The 17,550-nt window shown below is 71.3% G+C and carries 16 protein-coding genes and 1 tRNA gene; 9 read left to right on the top strand and 8 right to left on the bottom strand.

Annotation, left to right across the window (positions count from 1 at the left end):
* Positions 1-55 precede the first annotated feature (55 nt).
* The gene (locus tag KO353_RS05050) at positions 56-1,027 is read right to left on the bottom strand and encodes a DUF808 family protein (RefSeq protein WP_218286638.1); all 972 of its coding nucleotides are present in this window, start codon (positions 1,025-1,027) and stop codon (positions 56-58) included.
* A gap of 168 nt (positions 1,028-1,195) precedes the next feature.
* Here KO353_RS05050 and KO353_RS05045 point away from each other — a divergent pair, with 168 nt between their 5' ends.
* Positions 1,196-2,380, top strand: coding sequence for a M20 family metallopeptidase (locus tag KO353_RS05045; protein WP_218286637.1), 1,185 nt, complete (start codon positions 1,196-1,198; stop codon positions 2,378-2,380).
* A 189-nt stretch (positions 2,381-2,569) separates the two neighbouring features.
* Positions 2,570-3,469, top strand: a complete 900-nt coding sequence (locus KO353_RS05040) for an AEC family transporter (RefSeq protein ID WP_218286636.1) — start codon at positions 2,570-2,572, stop codon at positions 3,467-3,469.
* A gap of 4 nt (positions 3,470-3,473) precedes the next feature.
* On the opposite strand, the gene ppa is transcribed toward KO353_RS05040, so the two are convergent.
* Positions 3,474-4,028 (bottom strand): inorganic diphosphatase, encoded by a 555-nt coding sequence (gene ppa, locus KO353_RS05035; RefSeq protein ID WP_218286635.1) that lies wholly within the window; start codon positions 4,026-4,028, stop codon positions 3,474-3,476.
* A gap of 227 nt (positions 4,029-4,255) precedes the next feature.
* On the opposite strand from ppa, the gene KO353_RS05030 reads away from it, so the two are divergent.
* Positions 4,256-4,331 (top strand) — tRNA-Ile (locus KO353_RS05030).
* Between the two features lie 173 nt (positions 4,332-4,504).
* On the top strand, positions 4,505-6,187 hold the full coding sequence (gene ettA / locus KO353_RS05025; protein WP_218286634.1) for an energy-dependent translational throttle protein EttA: 1,683 nt from the start codon (positions 4,505-4,507) through the stop codon (positions 6,185-6,187).
* Here ettA and KO353_RS05020 read toward each other — a convergent pair.
* Both KO353_RS05020 and KO353_RS05015 read right to left on the bottom strand, forming a co-directional pair.
* Positions 6,177-7,289 (bottom strand): helix-turn-helix transcriptional regulator, encoded by a 1,113-nt coding sequence (locus KO353_RS05020; protein ID WP_218286633.1) that lies wholly within the window; start codon positions 7,287-7,289, stop codon positions 6,177-6,179. The genes ettA and KO353_RS05020 overlap by 11 nt on opposite strands.
* Positions 7,286-8,404, bottom strand: coding sequence for a hypothetical protein (locus KO353_RS05015; RefSeq protein ID WP_218286632.1), 1,119 nt, complete (start codon positions 8,402-8,404; stop codon positions 7,286-7,288). The genes KO353_RS05020 and KO353_RS05015 overlap by 4 nt, the downstream gene beginning before the upstream one ends.
* Positions 8,405-8,534: 130 nt before the next feature.
* Between KO353_RS05015 and KO353_RS05010 the strand changes: the two genes are divergently transcribed.
* The gene (locus tag KO353_RS05010) at positions 8,535-9,497 is read left to right on the top strand and encodes a hypothetical protein (RefSeq protein WP_218286631.1); all 963 of its coding nucleotides are present in this window, start codon (positions 8,535-8,537) and stop codon (positions 9,495-9,497) included.
* 129 nt (positions 9,498-9,626) lie between these two features.
* Here KO353_RS05010 and KO353_RS05005 read toward each other — a convergent pair whose 3' ends face one another.
* Both KO353_RS05005 and KO353_RS05000 read right to left on the bottom strand, forming a co-directional pair.
* The gene (locus tag KO353_RS05005) at positions 9,627-10,250 is read right to left on the bottom strand and encodes an MlaC/ttg2D family ABC transporter substrate-binding protein (RefSeq protein WP_218286630.1); all 624 of its coding nucleotides are present in this window, start codon (positions 10,248-10,250) and stop codon (positions 9,627-9,629) included.
* Entirely contained in the window at positions 10,247-11,029 is a 783-nt protein-coding gene (locus KO353_RS05000; protein WP_218286629.1) for an MlaA family lipoprotein, read from the bottom strand. The genes KO353_RS05005 and KO353_RS05000 overlap by 4 nt, the downstream gene beginning before the upstream one ends.
* 247 nt (positions 11,030-11,276) lie before the next feature.
* On the opposite strand from KO353_RS05000, the gene metF reads away from it, so the two are divergent.
* Positions 11,277-12,251, top strand: a complete 975-nt coding sequence (metF, locus tag KO353_RS04995) for a methylenetetrahydrofolate reductase (protein WP_218286628.1) — start codon at positions 11,277-11,279, stop codon at positions 12,249-12,251.
* Here metF and KO353_RS04990 read toward each other — a convergent pair.
* Positions 12,232-13,176 (bottom strand): hypothetical protein, encoded by a 945-nt coding sequence (locus tag KO353_RS04990; RefSeq protein WP_218286627.1) that lies wholly within the window; start codon positions 13,174-13,176, stop codon positions 12,232-12,234. The two genes, metF and KO353_RS04990, sit on opposite strands and share 20 nt — an antisense overlap.
* Positions 13,177-13,250: 74 nt before the next feature.
* Between KO353_RS04990 and KO353_RS04985 the strand changes: the two genes are divergently transcribed.
* Genes KO353_RS04985 through KO353_RS04975 form a run of 3 tightly spaced genes read left to right on the top strand, consistent with a single transcriptional unit; the run spans position 13,251 to position 16,885 of the window.
* Positions 13,251-13,745, top strand: a complete 495-nt coding sequence (locus tag KO353_RS04985) for a pentapeptide repeat-containing protein (RefSeq protein WP_218286626.1) — start codon at positions 13,251-13,253, stop codon at positions 13,743-13,745.
* 57 nt (positions 13,746-13,802) lie between these two features.
* Complete coding sequence (locus tag KO353_RS04980; RefSeq protein WP_218286625.1) at positions 13,803-15,998, top strand: ATP-dependent helicase; 2,196 nt, start codon at positions 13,803-13,805, stop codon at positions 15,996-15,998.
* Positions 15,995-16,885 carry a 50S ribosomal protein L11 methyltransferase gene (locus KO353_RS04975; protein WP_218286624.1) on the top strand — a complete coding sequence of 297 codons (891 nt, stop codon included), beginning with the start codon at positions 15,995-15,997 and terminating at the stop codon, positions 16,883-16,885. Before KO353_RS04980 ends, KO353_RS04975 begins: the two co-directional genes overlap by 4 nt.
* A 72-nt stretch (positions 16,886-16,957) precedes the next feature.
* On the opposite strand, the gene KO353_RS04970 is transcribed toward KO353_RS04975, so the two are convergent.
* The gene (locus tag KO353_RS04970; protein WP_218286623.1) at positions 16,958-17,377 is read right to left on the bottom strand and encodes a DUF1127 domain-containing protein; all 420 of its coding nucleotides are present in this window, start codon (positions 17,375-17,377) and stop codon (positions 16,958-16,960) included.
* Positions 17,378-17,550: the final 173 nt, after the last annotated feature.

Below are 17,550 nucleotides of genomic sequence, written 5' to 3'. Positions count from 1 at the left end.
CGTCGCCCGGCAGCACGGCGATGGTGGGCGCATTGGCCGGCATGCCGTTCCTCCTTCAGCGTGTGCGCGCGCGAAGCCGCCGAGCGAGCGGGCGGGCGATCCGCTCGACGAGCGGGACCAGCGCGAACCCCACGGCGAGGCCGACGACCCCTGCCCCTGCGGCCGCGACAGCCCAGGAGATTGCACCGTCCGCAGCCGGAACAAGCGCCCCGACCACATGGCCCGCGCGATCGATCGCATGGCCGAGCGCGCCCAGCCCGAACGCCTCGAGCCCATGCACGATGATCCCGCCGCCCACCCAGACCATCGCCGCCGTGCCGAGGATGCTCAAGCCCGCAAGCAGGGGCGGCATGCCGCGCACGAGCCCGCGCCCGAGAGCCGCGACGAAGCGGTTGCCGCTCGCGGCAAGCGCTACGCCGGCATCATCATCTGCCTTCACGATCAGCGCGACCGTGCCATACACCGCCACAGTGATGCCGAAGGCAACGGCCGAGAGGATGGCCGCCTGCATGGGCAGCGCGATATCGGGGAGGGTCGCGAGCGCGATCGCCATGATCTCGGCCGACAGGATGAGATCGGTGGAGATGGCGGCGCGCACCTTCGCGTCCTCAACCGACTGCGGGTCGCCGCCTGCGGGGCCGGCCACCTCCGCGTGCGACTCCGTCGCGTGGCGGAACAGCGCGCCGGACACCTTCTCCGTGCCCTCGTAGCAGAGCCAGGCGCCGCCGAGCATGAGCAGCGGTGTGATCGCCCACGGTGCGAGCGCCGAGAGCGCAAGTGCGGCGGGCAGGAGGATGACGATCTTGTTCCGGAGCGAGCCGAGCGCGATGCGGCGGATGATCGGCAGTTCGCGTGCGGCCGCGAGGCCGACCACATAGCGCGGCGTGACCGCGGCGTCGTCGATCACCACGCCGGCGGCCTTGGCGCCCGCCTTCGAGGCCGCGGCGGCCACGTCGTCGAGCGAGGCGGCCGCGACCTTGGCGATGGCGGCGACGTCGTCGAGAAGCGCGATCAGTCCGGTGCTCATGGTCCTCGCCGGTCCTCGGGCGGCGGACGAGTATGGACGAAACGGCGGGGTCTGGCGCGCGCTCCCGAGGCGCGGCGTGCGCCTGACCGCCGTTCGCCCTTCCGCCCCGGGGCTTGACCAGGGCGCCCGTGCCGCCAACCCTGCGGCGGGACAGACCGGGAGCCCCGCATGACCGCAGCGCCGACGGAAGCCGCCATCACCGCCTGGCTCGCCACCCAGAGGCAGGCGATGCTCGCGATGCTCGAGCGGATGGTGAACACCGACAGCGGCAGCGCCGACAAGGCGGGGGTCGATTCGGTTGGCGAGCAGATCAAGGCCTTCTTCGCCGAGCATGGCATCCCCGTTGAGGTGACGCCCGGCGCGCAGCAGGGCGATGTGCTGCGCGCCGTGCTCGATGCTCCCGGGGCGGCGTCGGCCGGAGCGAACGCGCGGCGCAACATCGTCCTCTTGGGCCATCGCGACACGGTGTTCCCACGCGGCGAGGCCGCGCGCCGCCCGTTCCGTGTCGAGAACGGCCTCGCCTACGGACCCGGGGTCGCGGACATGAAGGCGGGCCTCGTGATGAACTGTTTCGTGATCGCCGCCTTCCGGAAGTTCGGCGGCCACCCCGCCCCGATCGTCGGCCTGTTCACGGCCGACGAGGAGATCGCCTCGCCCGAGGGCAGACCGCTGATCGAGGCGGAAGGGAGGATGGCGCGGGCGGTGTTCAACAGCGAGCCGGGGCGGCCCTCCGGCAACGTCGTCACCGGCCGCAAGGGGGGCGTGTTCTCGACCGTTTCGATCGAGGGCAGGGCGGCGCATTCGGGCGGCAATTTCGAAGCCGGCATCAGCGCGATCGAGGAGCTCGCGCGCAAGGTTCAGGCGGTGCATGCGCTGACCGACCTCGCGCGAGGGATCACGCTGAACGTGGGCGTCGTGCGCGGCGGGCAGAGCGTCAACACCGTCGCGCCGTGGGCCGAGTTCGACATCGATTTCCGCTATGTCGAGCCGGCGCAGCGCGAGGAGATCCTCGCCCGAATCGAGGCGATCGTGCGCACGGCGAACGTTCCGGGCACGAAGTCCTCCTGGCGGATCAACGGCGAGTTCCTGCCCGTCACGCAGGGCGCAGCCTCCGAGGCCCTGTTCGCCCTCTACCGTGACGCCTCCGGACACCCCGAGCTCAAGGGCGAGTTCTCGGGCGGCTGCGCCGACAGCGGGTTCACGGCCGCGGTGGGAGCGCCCACGCTGTGCGGTGTCGGGCCGGTCGGGGGCAAGGCGCACACGCCGGAGGAATATCTCGAGGTCGAGAGCTTGGTGCCGCGCGCCCAGGCGCTTGCGCGCGCGATCTGCCGGCTCGAGCAGGCGGGGCTCTGAGCCCCGCCGGTATCGGGGTCAGGCCCGCTCGCTGCGCCGAGGCAGAGCCTCGCGGCCGCGGAGCGTTGCGCGCAGAGGTTCTGGAGCGCGAGGGCCGGGAACCGTGAGCGAGGGCTCGGCGGCATCGAACCTGTCGTCGCGGTCGTTCGCGGCGGCATTAGGCACGGAGGATGCGACCGCGACCGGCACGTGATCCCGCTCCCCATCCTTCTCCCGTTCTTCGCCCTGATTCTGCTCGGCTGGCTGCTCGGGCGCGGGCCGCTCGCGGCACCCCAGGCGCAGGCTGGCTTGCGCGCCTTCGTTCTCTATGCGGCCCTGCCGGCCTTCGTATTCCGGTTCGTCGTCGAGGCGGAACGGCCGCCGCCTGCGGCCCTGCTCGCTCCGCTCGCCTATGTGCTCGCCTCCGCCGTCGCGGGCGGGGCCTCGGCCATGGGCGCGCGCCGCGGCCTGCGGCGCATGGCCTTCATGGCCGCGATCAGCGCCAATCTCGGCTATATCGGCCTGCCCGCGATCGCCGTCTCCCCGCTCGGGGCCGACCCGGCGGCGGTCGGCGCCGCGATCGCTCTGCTCGTGCTCGACGTTCTCGGCACGCTCAATCTCGGCATGGTGTTGATGGCGCGCGGCGGGCTCGGCGCGGGGCTCGGCGCTCTCGTCCGCGCGCCGATCGCATGGGCGATGCTCGCGGGCCTTGGGCTGCGGGGCTTTGGGCTCGCGCTGCCTGAGCCGGCGGCGCGGCTTGCCGCGATGCTCTCGGGCGGCGCGGTTCCGGGCGCTCTCGTCAGTCTCGGCGCGGTGCTCGCCGCCGGTGGCGCAGGGCTGTCGTTCCGCCCGCTTGCCGGTGTCGCTGCCGCCGTGCCGGCGAAGCTCGTCCTGCAGCCGGCGGCCTATGTTGGGGCGGCGATGCTGCTTGATCTGCCGCGCGGGGCGGTGGTGGCGGGGGCGATGATGGCGGCCTGCCCGGTCTCGCTCGGCTTCTTCCTCGTCGCCGCCGCCGGGGGGCAGGATTCGCGCACGGCCGCCGCCCTCTGCCTCTGGAGCACGGTCGCCGCCGCCCCCTCCTTCGCCCTGTGGAACGCCCTGCTCGGGTGAGGGGCTAGTCCTCGCGGCTCCGGGCCTCCTTCGCCTCCGCCTCGCGCCGGATGCTCTCGAGGATGAGCCGCTCGGCGACCTCGGGGCCCGCCCACTCGCCCAAGCTGACCTCCTTGCCCTTCTCGAGATCCTTGTAGTGCTTGAAGAAATGCGCGATCTGGTCGATCAGGATCGCGGGCAGGTCGGTGTAGCTGCGGATCCCAGTGTAGAACGGGTGCAGCTTGTCTACCGGCACGGCGAGGATCTTCTCGTCAGGCCCCGCCTCGTCGCGCATCTGCAGCACGCCGACGGGCCGGCAGCGCACGATGCAGCCCGGAACGAGCCCCGCCTGGGTCACGATCATCACGTCCATCGGGTCCCCGTCCTCGGCGAGGGTGTGCGGGATGAACCCGTAATTGCCTGGGTAGTACATCGCCGTGTGCAGGAACCGGTCGACCGTGAGCGCGCCCGAGGCCTTGTCGAGCTCGTACTTCACCGGAACGCCGCCCTGGGGGATCTCGACGATCACGTTGATGTCGTGGGGCGGGTTGCGGCCGATCGCGATCCGGCTGATGTCCACGTGCGTCTCCTCGCGGTCGAGACAGAGGGGCTAGGCCTCAGGGTGCACGGCTTCTAGCGGCACCGGCTCGCGCGCGCCACGGGTTCGGGCGTGGGGGCCCCCCGCGCTCCGCCCTCCCGTCCGCAGGCCCGTCGTGCGGAGGGGCTGCGGCGCCGTTCACCGGCGGCGGTCTCTGCAGGCGGGGCTTGCGCTCGGCTCCGCCTGCCCGCATCACTCGGCCGGGGGGTGGGCCGGTAGCTCAATGGTCAGAGCTGGCCGCTCATAACGGCCTGGTTGCAGGTTCGAGTCCTGCCCGGCCCACCAGGGCTTCCGCGGTCCAACGGCCTTGGCCGCTCTCGCGCGCGAGCCGGGGCGACAGCACCGCTCATGCCGTGGCGCCGGCGATGCGGCGTCGTCGTCGCGTCGCGGTTGCGGCCGCCCGGGGGCATCGGTAGAACCGGCGCTCCCCGCCGCATCCAAGCCGGAAGGCAGAGACCATGCCCGCCTACCAGTACGTCTACGTGATGAAGAACCTCACCAAGGCCTACCCGGGCGGGCGCGAGGTGTTCAAGGGCATCACCCTCTCCTTCCTGCCCGGAGCGAAGATCGGCGTGCTCGGCGTCAACGGCGCCGGCAAGTCGACCCTGCTCAGGATCATGGCCGGTCTCGACACCGATTTCGGCGGCGAGGCCTGGGCCGCGGAGGGGGTTCGCGTCGGCTACCTGCCGCAGGAGCCGGAACTCGACCCGACGAAGACGGTCGCCGAGAACGTGCGCGAGGCGCTCGGCGAGGTCGTCGGCTGGCTCGATCGGTTCAACGCCATCTCCGCCCGCTTCGCCGAGGAGCTCTCAGAAGATGAAATGACCGCCCTGCTCGCCGAGCAGGCGGAGCTGCAGGAGAAGATCGACGCGGCGAACGGCTGGGAGCTCGACCGCCAGATCGAGATCGCTCTCGATGCGCTGCGCTGCCCTCCTCCCGACAGTCCGGTGACCAACCTCTCGGGCGGCGAGAAGCGGCGCGTGGCTCTCTGCAGGCTGCTGCTCGAGAAGCCTGACCTTCTCCTGCTCGACGAGCCGACCAACCACCTCGATGCCGAGAGCGTGGCCTGGCTCGAGCGGACGCTGCGCGAGTATCCGGGCACGGTCATGGTCGTCACCCATGACCGCTACTTCCTCGACAACGTCACCGGCTGGATCCTCGAGATCGAGCGCGGCCGGGGCATCCCCTTCGAAGGCAACTATTCCTCCTGGCTCGAGCAGAAGCTGAAGCGCCTCGCCCAGGAGGAGAAGGAGGAGACCGCCCGGATGCGGGCGCTCGCGGCCGAGCGGGAGTGGATCGCGGCAAGCCCCAAGGCGCGGCAGGCCAAGAACAAGGCGCGGATCCAGCGCTATGAGGAGCTGCTCGCCAAGAGCGAGCAGCAGGCCCAAGGGGTGGCCGAGATCGTCATCCCGCCGGGCCCTCGCCTCGGCGACACGGTGATCGAGGCGGAGGGTCTGACCAAGGGCTATGGCGACCGACTCCTGATCGAGGATCTGAGCTTCAAGCTTCCGCCCGGCGGCATCGTCGGTGTGATCGGGCCGAACGGCGCAGGGAAGACGACCCTGTTCCGCATGATCACCGGCCAGGAGACGCCCGATGCCGGAAACTTGCGGATCGGCGAGACGGTGAAGCTCGGCTATGTCGACCAGAGCCGGGACAGCCTCGACCCGAACAAGACCGTCTGGGAGGAGATCTCGGGCGGGCAGGACGTGATCCAGCTCGGCAAGCGCGCCGTGCCCTCGCGCGCCTATGTCGGTGCGTTCAACTTCAAGGGCCCTGACCAGCAGAAGAAGGTGGGCATCCTCTCGGGCGGCGAGCGCAACCGGGTGCACCTCGCCAAGATTCTGAAATCGGGGGCGAACGTTCTGCTGCTCGACGAGCCGACCAACGACCTCGACGTCGATACGCTGCGCGCGCTCGAGGATGCCCTGGCCGATTTCGCCGGCTGCGTGGTGGTGATCAGCCACGACCGCTGGTTCCTCGACCGTCTCTGCACCCACATCCTCGCCTTCGAGGGCGACAGCCACGTCGAGTGGTTCGAGGGCAATTTCCAGGCCTACGAGGAGGACAAGCGCCGACGCCTCGGCGAGCACGCGACCGACCCGCACCGGATCAGGTACAAGCCGCTCGTCAGGGTGTGAGTGGCCGGAGGCCGGGGAGCCGGGCGAGCAGGGCGGCGAGCTCTGCCTGGCGACGGCAGCCTGTGCGTGCGAGCACGGCCTTGAGCCGAGACCGTGCGGTCTCGAGCGGGATCCCGGCGCAGGCCGCGTGCACATTGAGCGGAACACCCTCGGCGATGGCGCGGGCGAGAGCCGCCTGCCCCTCCGTCAGGCCGAAAAGCTCGGCGAGGCTTGCTTCGGTCACGGCCACCGGAGCGGCAGGGTCGCTCACCACCACGAGCACCTCACGCTTGGGCGGCAGGATTGGGATCACGTCGGCGAGGTAGGGCACCGGCCCGCTCGCGCGCGCAAGCGGCAGACGCACGCCGCTCTCGGCGCCGCGGATCGCATCCGCAAGCGCTGCGGCATCGCCCGGCCGCTGCGGCATCAGCCCGGCCGGACCGAGAGCGAGCCCATCCCGACGCGCGGCGAGCCGGCGCATCGGCCCGTTCGCCCCGAGGAATCTCCCCTCGCGGTCATACCGCGCGACCGCGAGCTCCACGAGCCCGGCGACATCCTGCGACAGGGGTGAGGCAGCCTGGGCATCGACGAGCCGCATCCGCGCCCGCGCCGCCCGGCGCAGATGCGGTGCGAGAGCGGCAAGCCGCGCCCGCGCCTCGTTGGGGAAGGGGCCGTTCTCAGGCAGGCGCCCAAGCCCAAGCCGCGCCTGCAGGCCGGGCACGACGGTCACGGCAAGGCCGAGCGCGTGCAGCATCGGCACGTGGGCGCGCATGAAGCCGCGCCAGGCTGCCGACTGGACGAACTCGGACGCAGGCACGACCCGGTCGAAATCGATCACTTGCCCGTCCGGCACCTCGACCCAGGCGCGCTGGCGAAGATTGAGCGGCGCCCAGCGGTGCGTGTAGTCGTCGATCCGGTCGGCGGAGACGGCGCCGGCGACATGAAGGTCGAGCCGCGTCGCATCGTCGAGCCGGCTGACGTAGTAGAAGCACGTGTCGGCGCCGAGCGCCGCCCGGCTCAGCGCGAGCGCCCGCTCGAAGCTGCCGGTGCCGGTCGCCGCGGCGTAGAAGGCAAGGGCGATCTCGGCGAGGCGTCCCGCCGCCGCTGCTTCCTCCCCGCTCATCCGCCAGGCTCCGGGGCGAGGCGCGCGAGCAGTCGGGCGAGATCCTGCTGGCGGGCGCAGCCGGTCTTGCCGAGCACGGATTTGAGCTGGGTGCGTGCTGTCTCGAGCGAGATGCCGCGCGCCCGGGCTGCGGCGGCGAGCGTCGCTCCGGCCGCAAGCTCCGCCGCAAGCGCGGCTTCGGCCTGGGTGAGCCCGAGCACGTCGCGCAAAAGCCTCGGATCGGGCTTGCCGGCGGCGGGGTCGGTCACCGCAAGCAGCACGGCATGGGCGCGCGGCGGCGCCCCCCTCAGCGCCATCACCTGAACGACATAGGGCAGGGCATGGCCCCGGCGCGGCACGGCGACGCTGCGCACCGGCGGGACGCCGGGGCCCACGCCGTGCGCGAGCGCCTCGATCGCCCGGGCGAGCGCCGAATCGGCGCGCGGATCGGACGCCGCGAGGCGGGCATGGCCGAAAGTCAGGCCATCGCGCCGACGCGCGAGCCGACGCAGCGCCGCGTTGGCCACGAGAAGCGGGGGCGTTCCGGAGATGATCGCAAGCGGCTGAGGCAGAACCTCGATCTCGTCGATACCGAAGGCCTGCGGGCGTCGGCCGGGGGGCGATGCATCGAGCAGGGCGCGCGCGCGCAGCATGCCGACAAGATGCGGGCCGAGTGCCGAAAGCAGGTCAAGGGCGCGCGGAGCGAAGCCTCCCAACCCGTTTCGGCCAAGCGACAGGCGCGCCACCTCCCCTTGGCCGAGGTCGAGCCGTATCCCGCACACATGCCGCGCCGGGAAGCCCGAGCGTCGCATGAACGCGGCAAGCGGGCCCACCGCGACCTCGTCTGGATCGACCAGACGGTCGATGTCCACCGCCACGCCCGCCGGCATCGCAGCCCAGACGCGCTCGCGCGGATTGCGCGGGATAAACTCACGCTGATAGGCAGCGAGAACATCCTCTCCGGTCCTGATGCTCTGGACGTCCACCCACCCGCCCGCGGGCCCGCTCCGGTAGAGCAGCGCCTCCTCCGCCCCGGTCGCGGCGGCGAGACGGCCGAGCGCCTCACGCAGCGGCGCGCCATCGAGCCCGGCCTCCGAAAAGGCAAGGGCAAGCGCGAGGACCGCATCATTCTGCATGAGCGAAGCATCGCCAGACGCGGGGCGTGATGCAACCAGCCTCACCCGTTCGGGTGATGCGATCGAGGCGCCGCCTACCCATCCTGCCGACGGTCAACGCGCAGAGATCACGGGAAGAAGCAGGGAATCGATGCGCAATCGCGTTCAGTTCCTCCTGGAGGCGCCGAGCGGTGAGGCGCTCTTTCGCCTCGCCGATCGCTGCCTGCGGTCCCTCGAGGATCCCGTTTCGGCCTATCGCGAGGTGAGCCGATTTGTCGCCGCCCTCGGCGCCGCCGCCGACGCGGCCGATCCGCAGGAATGGGCGCTGTTGCGCAAGGGCATCGCGCTCCATCCCTTGATGCGGGAGCTCGGCCGCGATCCGCTCATCCACCACATGCGCCGGGCGGGCAGGCGCACCGCCGCGCCGGAGATGACGATCGGCGACCTGATGCTCCGCCACCCCGAGGGAGACCGTCTCGTCCAGGCGACCGAGCCGGTCGGCCGGAACATCCATGCCGCGACCTCGTCGCTCGCTCTGTGCGACGCCGTCCGCGACCGCCGCCGGCTGCTCGCGCGGTACATGGACGCGGCGTCCGAGCGGCGGTTCGGCGCCGAGGTGCTCGCCATCGACCCAGGCTACATGCGCGAGGCGCAGTCCTCGATCGCCGGCCCTGCGGGCGCGATAGGCCGCTGGGTGGCGCTGGTCGGCGAGACCAAGGCCGCAGCGGAGATCGCCCGGTCGATGCCGCTTCCCTGGGTCGTGCCGATCCGGGGCAACGTGCTCGCGACCCTGCTCCGGCCCGACCTCGTCGGGCAGTTCGACGTCGTCTACTGCAAGACGCTCGAGACGATGGCCGACGCTGCCGCCGAGGCGCTCGTGGTCGCCGCCTTTGCGCGCCTTAAGCCGGGCGGACGTCTGCTCTTGTCCTGCCGCGCGCCGGGCGCGCCGGACTCGGCGTTCTGGACGGTCGTCGCCGGCCTCGAGCCTTATTTCCGCGACGAGGCGATGCTGTCTCGGCTAGCGGGAGCGCTCGACCCTCGCGAGGTCGCCTCCCGCACCGCATTTTCGAGCGTCAACGAGGCGATCGCCTATCTCGAGGTGGTCAAGGCCTGAGTGGCGGTCGGAGGGCAGAGCGGCCACCCCCACAGTCTGCCAAGGCTCACGCTACGGGCTCGCCGCCCGGGCGCTGCCCGCTTGCGCTTTAGGACCTGCCTTCGCGAGCTGCCGGCCCGAGCCTCGGTCTCAGCGGGGCAGGGCCTGCTGCTCGAGCTGGGCGAGCTGTTGGCGCATGGCGTTGAGCAGCCCGTCCACGCCGCCGCTGCGCTGCACGACGGCGGAATATTCGGAGCGTTGGGTGATCCTGAGGCTCGTGCCTTCGGCAACGAGGTCGACGATCTTCGGCTTGCCCCCGATATCCGCGACGCGCCAATCGAGCGTCACCGCCGGGGTGTTCGGCCGCGTCACCACGGTCGAGACAACCGCCTCGTCCTCGGAGACCATCTGCGCGCGCGACACGGTGAAGCTCGCGCCGTTGAGCTCGCCGAAGCGTGAGGACAGGGTGCGCACGAGCAGTTCCTCGAACAGGGCGAGATAGGCGTCACGCTGCGGCGCCGTCGCGGTGCGCCAGTGCCGGCCGAGCACGAACTGGGCGACCCCGCGGACATCGACCGCCTCGCGCAGGATCGCAGCCACCCGCTCGCGTTTCTCCTCCAGGGTGCCCGGTCCGTTGATCACAGCGATCACCTCCGCCCCGCGCGCCTCGATGAACCCAGCCGCGCGGGAGGGAAGGTCGGCCGCGGCCGCAAGCGGTGCGGCGGCCGCGAACGGCAGGGAGACGAGGCAGGCGGAGAACAGGCGACGCCTCATCGCTGCGGGCCGACCCGGATCTCCCCCTCCCAGTTGAAGAAGCGCCGCTGCACCCGCCCCTCGTTGCGGATGTCGCGCTCGCGCTGCTGAATGTAGGCGCTGCGCGTTGCGGCGTAGTAGTCGAGGCTGGAGGCCCTCAGCGCATCGAGCGGCTCGATCAGCTGCTCGCGGGTGTCGACGACCGACACGCCCGTGCGCACGAGCCTCGCATCAGGGCTCAGGATGTAGGTGAAGGGGTCGGTGACCATGTCCATTGCCCGGCCGAACGTGTCGCGCAGGTTGGACGGGCCGAGCACGGGAAGAACGAGATAGGGCCCGCCATTGGTGGTTCCGGCCCAGATGGCGAGGGTCTGGCCGAAATCCTCGAACCGTCCCTCGATCCCCATGTCGGAGGCGAGATCGATGATGCCGCCGACACCGAGCGTGCTGTTGATCACGAAGCGGGCCGCGTTCTGGCCGGCAAGCGTCGTGTTGCCCTGCATCAGGCTGTTCAGCGCGCTGCGCGGCAGCAACAGGTTGTCGATCACGTTGCCGATCCCTGCGCGGATGGGTGGGGGGACGAAGATCCGGTAGGCCTCGGCCGCCGGGCGGAGGAGCAACGTGTCGATCCCGTCGTTGACGAAGAAGAGAACCCGGTTGGTCGGCTCCCACGGGTCGTTCGTCTCGAAATACTCTGCTCGCGCCTCCGGGTCCGAGGCGGGGGGAGGCGTGGTGCATGCGGCGAGCAGGGCGAGCATGCCGAGCGCTGCGGCGGCTCTCAGGGGCAGGCGACTGGTCACGGTCTCATCCACACTCTGTTGCTCCGGGTCGCTCCGACCGCGGCGGATGGCCGCGCGCCGTCGCGTACTGCAGGCGCCCCTGCCGCCACGATTTACGCGCCTCACAGTAGCGTCGCGCACCTACTGTCGCCTAGACAGGTTTGCAAGCGATTTACGGGTGACCGCCGGCACGCGCCCGCCCGGTGAGGCTTGCGTGCAACGCCTTCCGTCGCCATTCATGCCGCGGGAGATCTGGAGGAAGGGCCTGATGCTGCACACGCCCATGGCCAACCCGTCCGAGTCGGTGCTTGCCCGCTGGGCGGCGGGGCCGCGCTTTTCGGCCCCTCCGGCGCGGCCGGACGGGCTTGCGCCGCCGAAACTCTCGTTCGAGTTCTTCCCGCCGAAGACCGAGGCGCTCGAGGCCCAGCTCTGGACCTGCATCCGACGGCTCGAGCCGCTCAGGCCGCGCTTCGTGTCCGTCACCTATGGCGCGGGCGGCTCGACCCGGGAGCGCACGCACGCCACGGTGGCGCGGATCGCCCGCGAGACCTCGCTCACCCCGGCCGCGCACCTGACCTGTGTCGGGGCCTCGCGCGCCGAGGTCGATCAGGTGGCCCGAGCGTATTGGGACGCGGGCGTGCGCCACATCGTCGCCCTCCGGGGCGACCCGCCCGCCGGCACGGCGCGCTACGAGCCCCACCCCGAAGGCTACGCCTACGCCGCCGATCTCGTGGCCGGGCTTCGCGCCATCGCGCCGTTCGAGATCTCGGTCGCCGCCTATCCGGAGGGTCATCCGGCCGCGCTTTCGCCGGAGGCCGACCTCGACAACCTCAAGCGGAAGATCGACGCCGGCGCGACCAGGGCGATCACCCAGTACTTCTTCGAGGCGGATGTCTATCTCCGCTTCCTCGACCGCTGTGTCGCCGCCGGCATCACCGTCCCGATCGTTCCCGGCATCCTGCCGGTGACCAATTTCGCCCAGGTGCTGAAGTTCAGCGCGATGTGCGGCGCGACCGTCCCGGCCTGGCTCGCCCACCTGTTCGAAGGCCTCGACGATGACCCGGAGACGCGGCGCATGGTCGCCGCCGTCGCCGCGGCCGAGCTGGTTCGCCTGCTCCAGGCGGCTGGGATCGACGAGTTCCACTTCTACACCCTCAATCGCCCCGACCTGACCTACGCGATCGCCCACATCCTCGGCGTCCGGCCGAAGGCGTCGGAGGCCGTCACGACGGCTGCGGCCTGACCAGCCGGCGGTAGATCGGCCTGAGCAGGAACGGGCTCAGAAACAGCGGGAACTGGCAGAGCGCGAAGAACATCAGGAGTGCTGGGTCGCTGTCGCGCGGCATCACGGCGAGGTAGAGCGCCATGTTGCGGTTGCCCGACATCAGCCCGGTCGCGAGCGCGATCGCCCGCCCGAAGGGCAGGAACAGAAGCGTGGTGAGCGCGTTCATGCCGTAGTTGACGAGGAAGGCGAGCAGGGTCGCGGCGGCGACGAGCCCGAACCGCGAGACCGCCGCGGCGAGGATCCCGTCCATCACCGCGATCCCGTAGAGGCAGACGAGCAGAACCGCCGCCCCATCGATCGCCCCGCCCCAGGGGCTGAGCCGCTCATCCCCGACGACACGCCGGATCAGCAGGCTCGCGAGCAGCGGCAGGCCGACCACGAGGGCGAGACGCGCCATCAGCCCGCCGACGGTGATCGGCAGCACGACGCCGAGGAGCCCGAGCGCGAGCGGCGGTGCCGTGAACGGCACGAGCAGGGTCGAGAGCACCGAGCCAACGAGCGAGAGCTGCGCATCGAGGCCGACGAGCCGCGCGAAGGCCGGCGCGGAGGTGGCCGCGCAGCCGGTCGCGGCGATCACGAAAGCGGCACCGAGCGGCCCCGACACCCCCACCACCTCGGCGAGCCGGACGGCGGCGAAGGCGGCGATCGGCGCGCCCACCATCAGCCAGGCGAGCAGCCACACGACGAGAACGGGGCGGCGGAGATAGGCGAAGACGGCCGCGAAATCGACGCGCAGGAGAACGAGCGTCATCAGCCCGACCACCGTCGGCGTGATGATGAACCGCATCGCGCGGGCAAGCGGCGGCACAAGGAGACCGAGGAAGATCGAGGCGGCGAGCAGGACAGCGCCCTGGCGTGCACAGAATTCGAGCGCCCGTCTCATCCGTCCCCGGCCCAGGCGTCGCTTCGGCGGATCGGCCCTTTGCGCGCCCGCCCGCCTGTTCTATATGCGCGGCCATGCACACGCTACCGGTCCTGGTCGCGGCGCTGCTCACCTTCAGCGCCGGCCTCTCCCTCGCTGCCTGCACCTCCGCTCCCGAACCGGGCGTGGATTGGCGCCGCTGCCTCCTCGACCGGCGCGACTTCGCAGGCGCCGACCTCACCGGAGCGGTGCTGCGTGACGCCTCGCTGCAGCGGGCGAACCTCACCGGCACCAAGCTCGTCCGCGTCGAAGGGCAGGATGCCCGTTTCGTTTCCGCAGCGATGCGCGGCGCCGACCTCTCCGGGTCGAACTTCCGTTCCGCCGATTTCACCCGTGCCGATCTGCGCGAGGCGAAGCTGAAGGAGACCGATCTGCGCCAGGCGCGCTTCTTCGGCGCCGACCTGCGCGGCGCGGATCTGACCGGGGCCAATCTCGCCGGCGTCGATCTCAACAACGCCCGGCTCGGCGGGGCGCGCTGGCTCGACGGCGAGCGCGTCTGCGCCGAGGGCTCGATCGGCGTCTGCCAGTAGGGTCGTGATGTCGGCGCGCCGGTTGCGGCCCGCGGGCACGGGCACCATGCTCGCGGCATGGACGCCTATCCCTATCTCGCGCGGCTGAACCCCGAACAGCGCGAGGCCGTCGAGACGCTCGAGGGCCCGCTCCTTGTCCTTGCCGGCGCCGGCACGGGCAAGACGCGCGTGCTCACCGCACGCTTCGCCCACATTCTGCTCACCGGCCGCGCCGCGCCGGGCGAGGTGCTCGCCGTCACCTTCACCAACAAGGCGGCGCGCGAGATGCGCGAGCGTGTGGCGGCGATGATCGGCCGCCCCGTCGAGGGGCTCTGGCTCGGCACCTTCCACGCCCTCTGCGTGCGGCTTCTGCGACGCCATGCCGAGCGTGTGGGGCTGCGCTCAAGCTTCACCATCCTCGACACCGACGACCAGCTCCGCCTCCTCAAGCAGGTGATGGAGGCGGCCGGGATCGACCAGAAGCGCTGGCCGCCGCAGGGGCTGATGGCGGTGATCCAGCGCTGGAAGGACCGCGGCCTCACGCCCGAGGGCATCACCCCCGCCGAGGACAGTGACTTCGCCCCGGGCCGCGCCCGCTCGCTCTATGCCGACTACCAGGCGAGGCTTCTTTCGCTCAACGCCTGCGACTTCGGCGACCTGCTTCTGCACACCGTCACGCTCCTGCAACGTCAGCCGGAGGTGCTCGCCGAGTGCCAGCGACGCTTCCGCTATCTCCTGGTCGACGAGTACCAGGACACCAACACGGTTCAGTATCTCTGGCTCAGGCTGCTCGCCCAAGCGCACCGCAACATCTGCTGTGTCGGCGACGACGACCAGTCGATCTATTCCTGGCGCGGGGCGGAGGTGGAGAACATCCTCAGGTTCGAGCGCGACTTTCCTGGAGCCCGCATCGTCCGGCTCGAGCGCAACTACCGCTCGACCAGGCCGATCCTCGCCGCTGCCTCGGCGCTCATCGCGCAGAACGAGGGCCGGCTCGGCAAGACGCTTCGCCCCGGCCGCGACGATGCCGAGGGCGACAAGATCGAGGTGCATGCGCTGTGGGACAGCGAGGAGGAGGCCCGCATGGTGGCCGGGCGGATCGAGGCGCTTCGCCGCGAGGGCCACGCGGCCGGCGAGATTGCCGTTCTCGTGCGCACAGGCGCGCAGACTCGTGCCTTCGAGGAGCGTCTGATCCTGCTCGGCATCCCCTACCGCGTGGTCGGGGGCCCGCGCTTCTACGAGCGCGCCGAGATCCGCGACGCGCTCGCCTACATGCGCCTGCTCGCGAGCCCTGCCGACGACCTCGCCTTCGAGCGGATCGTCAACACCCCGCGCCGCGGCGTCGGCGACGGCGCCCTGCGCGCGATCACGTCGCATGCGCGTGCCGAGAAGCTGCCGCTGTCGCTCGCCGCCGAGGCGCTCCTCGGCACCGATCTCCTCAAAGGACGGGCGCGGCCGGCGCTCGCCGAGTTCTTCCGCGACCTCTCGCGCTGGCGGGCGATGCTCGACCGCGAGGGGCATGTCGCCACCGTCGCGGCGATGCTGGACGAGAGCGGCTATACCGAGATGTGGCGCAAGGACCCGTCTCCGGAGGCGCCCGGGCGGCTCGACAACCTGCGCGAGCTTCTGCGCGCCATCGCCGATTTCGAGACGCTCGAGGGGTTTCTCGAGCACGTCGCTCTCGTGACGGAGAACGACGAGGCGTCGGACGGTGACCGGGTGACGCTGATGACGCTGCACGCCGCGAAGGGGCTCGAGTTCGACACAGTGTTCCTGCCCGGCTGGGAGGAGGGGCTGTTTCCGAACCAGCGTGCTCTCGACGACGGGGGGCAGAAGGCGCTCGAGGAGGAGCGCCGACTCGCCTATGTCGGGCTCACCCGCGCCCGGCGACGCGCGATCATCTCCTGGGCCGCGAACCGGCGGCTCTATGCAAACTGGCAGGCGGCGATCCCCTCACGCTTCCTCGCCGAGCTGCCCGAGGCGGAGGTCGAGCGTGTGGCCGCGCCCGGGCTTGCGGGCCGCCCGCCTCAGGACGCCCCCTCCGTCTTCCCCGCGATCGGCTTCGGCGGTGCCCGACGCGGCCGGGTGATCGAGGCCGGTGCGTGGGAGGTGGCGGAGCGGCCGGCGAGACCCGACCCTTTCGCCGTCGGCGAACGCGTGTTCCACCAGAAGTTCGGCTACGGGACAGTGCGATCGGTCGAGGACGACAAGCTCGAGGTCGAGTTCGCGACTGGCCTCAAGCGCCTGCTTGACCGGTTCGTGGAGCGGGCATGAGCGCTCCCCCTCTGCCGCGTCTTGCCGTCACGGTGCCGGAGCACGCCGTCCCCGCCTTCGCCGCCGCCTTCGAAACCGCCTGCGAAGGGGTCGCGTTCTTCCGAAGCCATGACCAGGGCCATCCCACTGGCCCCGACTGGACCGTCGAGGGGTTGCTGACCGATCCCGCTGCCCGGGCGAGGCTTGCGGGTGCTCTTGCGCTCGCCGCCGCCGCCTCCGGAATCGCGCCGCCCGATGTGCGCGAGGACAGTGTCGAGGCGGAGGGGTGGCTTGCCCGCACCCGCGATGCCTTCCCGCCGCAGCCGATCGGCCGTCGCTTCCTGATCCGCGGCACGCACGACGCAGGCGTGACGATGCCGGGGCGGATCGCTCTTACCATCGACGCTGGCCTCGCCTTCGGCTCGGGCGAGCATGCGACGACGCGCGGCTGCCTGATGGCGCTCGAGCGTCTGCCCCGGCCGCGCGGCCCGGTGGCTGATGTCGGCACCGGCTCGGGGATACTTGCCCTTGCCGCCGCCGCTCTCTGGCATGTGCGGGCGGTCGGGGTCGAGATCGAGCCCTGGGCGGCTCGGGTCGGGGCCGAGAACGCCCGGATGAACCGCCTGAATCGGCGGGTGATGATCGTGCACGGGAACGGCTTGGCCGCGCCCGCGCTGCGGCGGCACGCGCCGTACGGGCTTGTGCTCGCCAACATCCTCGCCCGGCCGCTCTGTGCGATGGCGGTAGATGTCGCGCGCAACCTCAGGCGCGGCGGCCACGCCGTCCTCTCCGGCCTCTTGGTCGAGCAGGCGCCGATGGTGCTCGCCGCCTATCGCCGCGTCGGTTTCGCCCTCGCTGGACGGATCGCGCTCGGCCACTGGGCAACGCTGATCCTCAAGAGGCGCTGAGCCACGGCACGCGAAAAGGGCGGGCCCCGTCTCCGGAGCCCGCCCCGTATCGCCAAGGCGTCGCGGCGCGGTTCAGGCGGCGGTCTTCGCCCCGACGGGGAGGTTGCTGTTCGCCGCCGCCGCCTTCGGCTGCGCGGCCTCTGCCGCGGCCTCGCGCCGCTCCCGCTCGCGCGTCGCCACGCTCATCGGGAAGTCCTCGTCGAACACGCGCGCGAGGTCAGAGCGCGTGAGCCCGATATCGGCGAGCTCGCGGTCAGACATCGCCTGGAGCTGTTCGAACAGGGCCCGGCGCCGCGGATAGTCGAGCAGGAACAGAACGGCGGCGCGGAGGCCACGCCACAGGGCGGAGACACCGCGCGCGATCGCCCGGCCGATCGCCTCGTCGCGCGCGCGGATGGCGGCAAGCCGGATCGCCTCCACCTCCTGCGCGGTGCGGCTCGGCGCCAGGTTGAGGAGGAGGGCTGTCTCCTCCTTGGTGATGCGGGGGTCCATGGTCTAGGGTCCTTTCCGGCGAGGGGGGCAGCTCTCGGCCGTCGCCGTCCCTGGCGCCGGCTGCCACCCCCGGATCGCTGACGGAAAGATGGGAGTCGCCGGCATTTCGCACATGCGAGATGATGCCTCGGCCGCTATGCGCCTAGCGCATGGATTTCGCGGAGCTATGACAG

The sequence above is a fragment of the Elioraea tepida genome (assembly GCF_019203965.1).
GTDB lineage: Bacteria > Pseudomonadota > Alphaproteobacteria > Acetobacterales > Acetobacteraceae > Elioraea_A > Elioraea_A tepida.
Note: the sequence above shows the minus strand (reverse complement) of the source record. Positions and strands in the feature narration are given on the sequence as shown.

What these genes read in the sequence shown, in the direction of transcription:
- KO353_RS05020 (WP_218286633.1), bottom strand. Translation starts at nt 7,289, where the DNA reads ATGAGCGGGGAGGAAGCAGCGGCGGCGGGACGCCTCGCCGAGATCGCC.
- KO353_RS05010 (WP_218286631.1), top strand. Translation starts at nt 8,535, where the DNA reads ATGCGCAATCGCGTTCAGTTCCTCCTGGAGGCGCCGAGCGGTGAGGCG.
- KO353_RS04985 (WP_218286626.1), top strand. Translation starts at nt 13,251, where the DNA reads ATGCACACGCTACCGGTCCTGGTCGCGGCGCTGCTCACCTTCAGCGCC.
- KO353_RS05045 (WP_218286637.1), top strand. Translation starts at nt 1,196, where the DNA reads ATGACCGCAGCGCCGACGGAAGCCGCCATCACCGCCTGGCTCGCCACC.
- ettA (WP_218286634.1), top strand. Translation starts at nt 4,505, where the DNA reads ATGCCCGCCTACCAGTACGTCTACGTGATGAAGAACCTCACCAAGGCC.
- KO353_RS05005 (WP_218286630.1), bottom strand. Translation starts at nt 10,250, where the DNA reads ATGAGGCGTCGCCTGTTCTCCGCCTGCCTCGTCTCCCTGCCGTTCGCG.
- KO353_RS04990 (WP_218286627.1), bottom strand. Translation starts at nt 13,176, where the DNA reads ATGAGACGGGCGCTCGAATTCTGTGCACGCCAGGGCGCTGTCCTGCTC.
- KO353_RS05050 (WP_218286638.1), bottom strand. Translation starts at nt 1,027, where the DNA reads ATGAGCACCGGACTGATCGCGCTTCTCGACGACGTCGCCGCCATCGCC.
- KO353_RS04975 (WP_218286624.1), top strand. Translation starts at nt 15,995, where the DNA reads ATGAGCGCTCCCCCTCTGCCGCGTCTTGCCGTCACGGTGCCGGAGCAC.
- KO353_RS04970 (WP_218286623.1), bottom strand. Translation starts at nt 17,377, where the DNA reads ATGGACCCCCGCATCACCAAGGAGGAGACAGCCCTCCTCCTCAACCTG.
- metF (WP_218286628.1), top strand. Translation starts at nt 11,277, where the DNA reads ATGCTGCACACGCCCATGGCCAACCCGTCCGAGTCGGTGCTTGCCCGC.
- KO353_RS05015 (WP_218286632.1), bottom strand. Translation starts at nt 8,404, where the DNA reads ATGCAGAATGATGCGGTCCTCGCGCTTGCCCTTGCCTTTTCGGAGGCC.
- KO353_RS04980 (WP_218286625.1), top strand. Translation starts at nt 13,803, where the DNA reads ATGGACGCCTATCCCTATCTCGCGCGGCTGAACCCCGAACAGCGCGAG.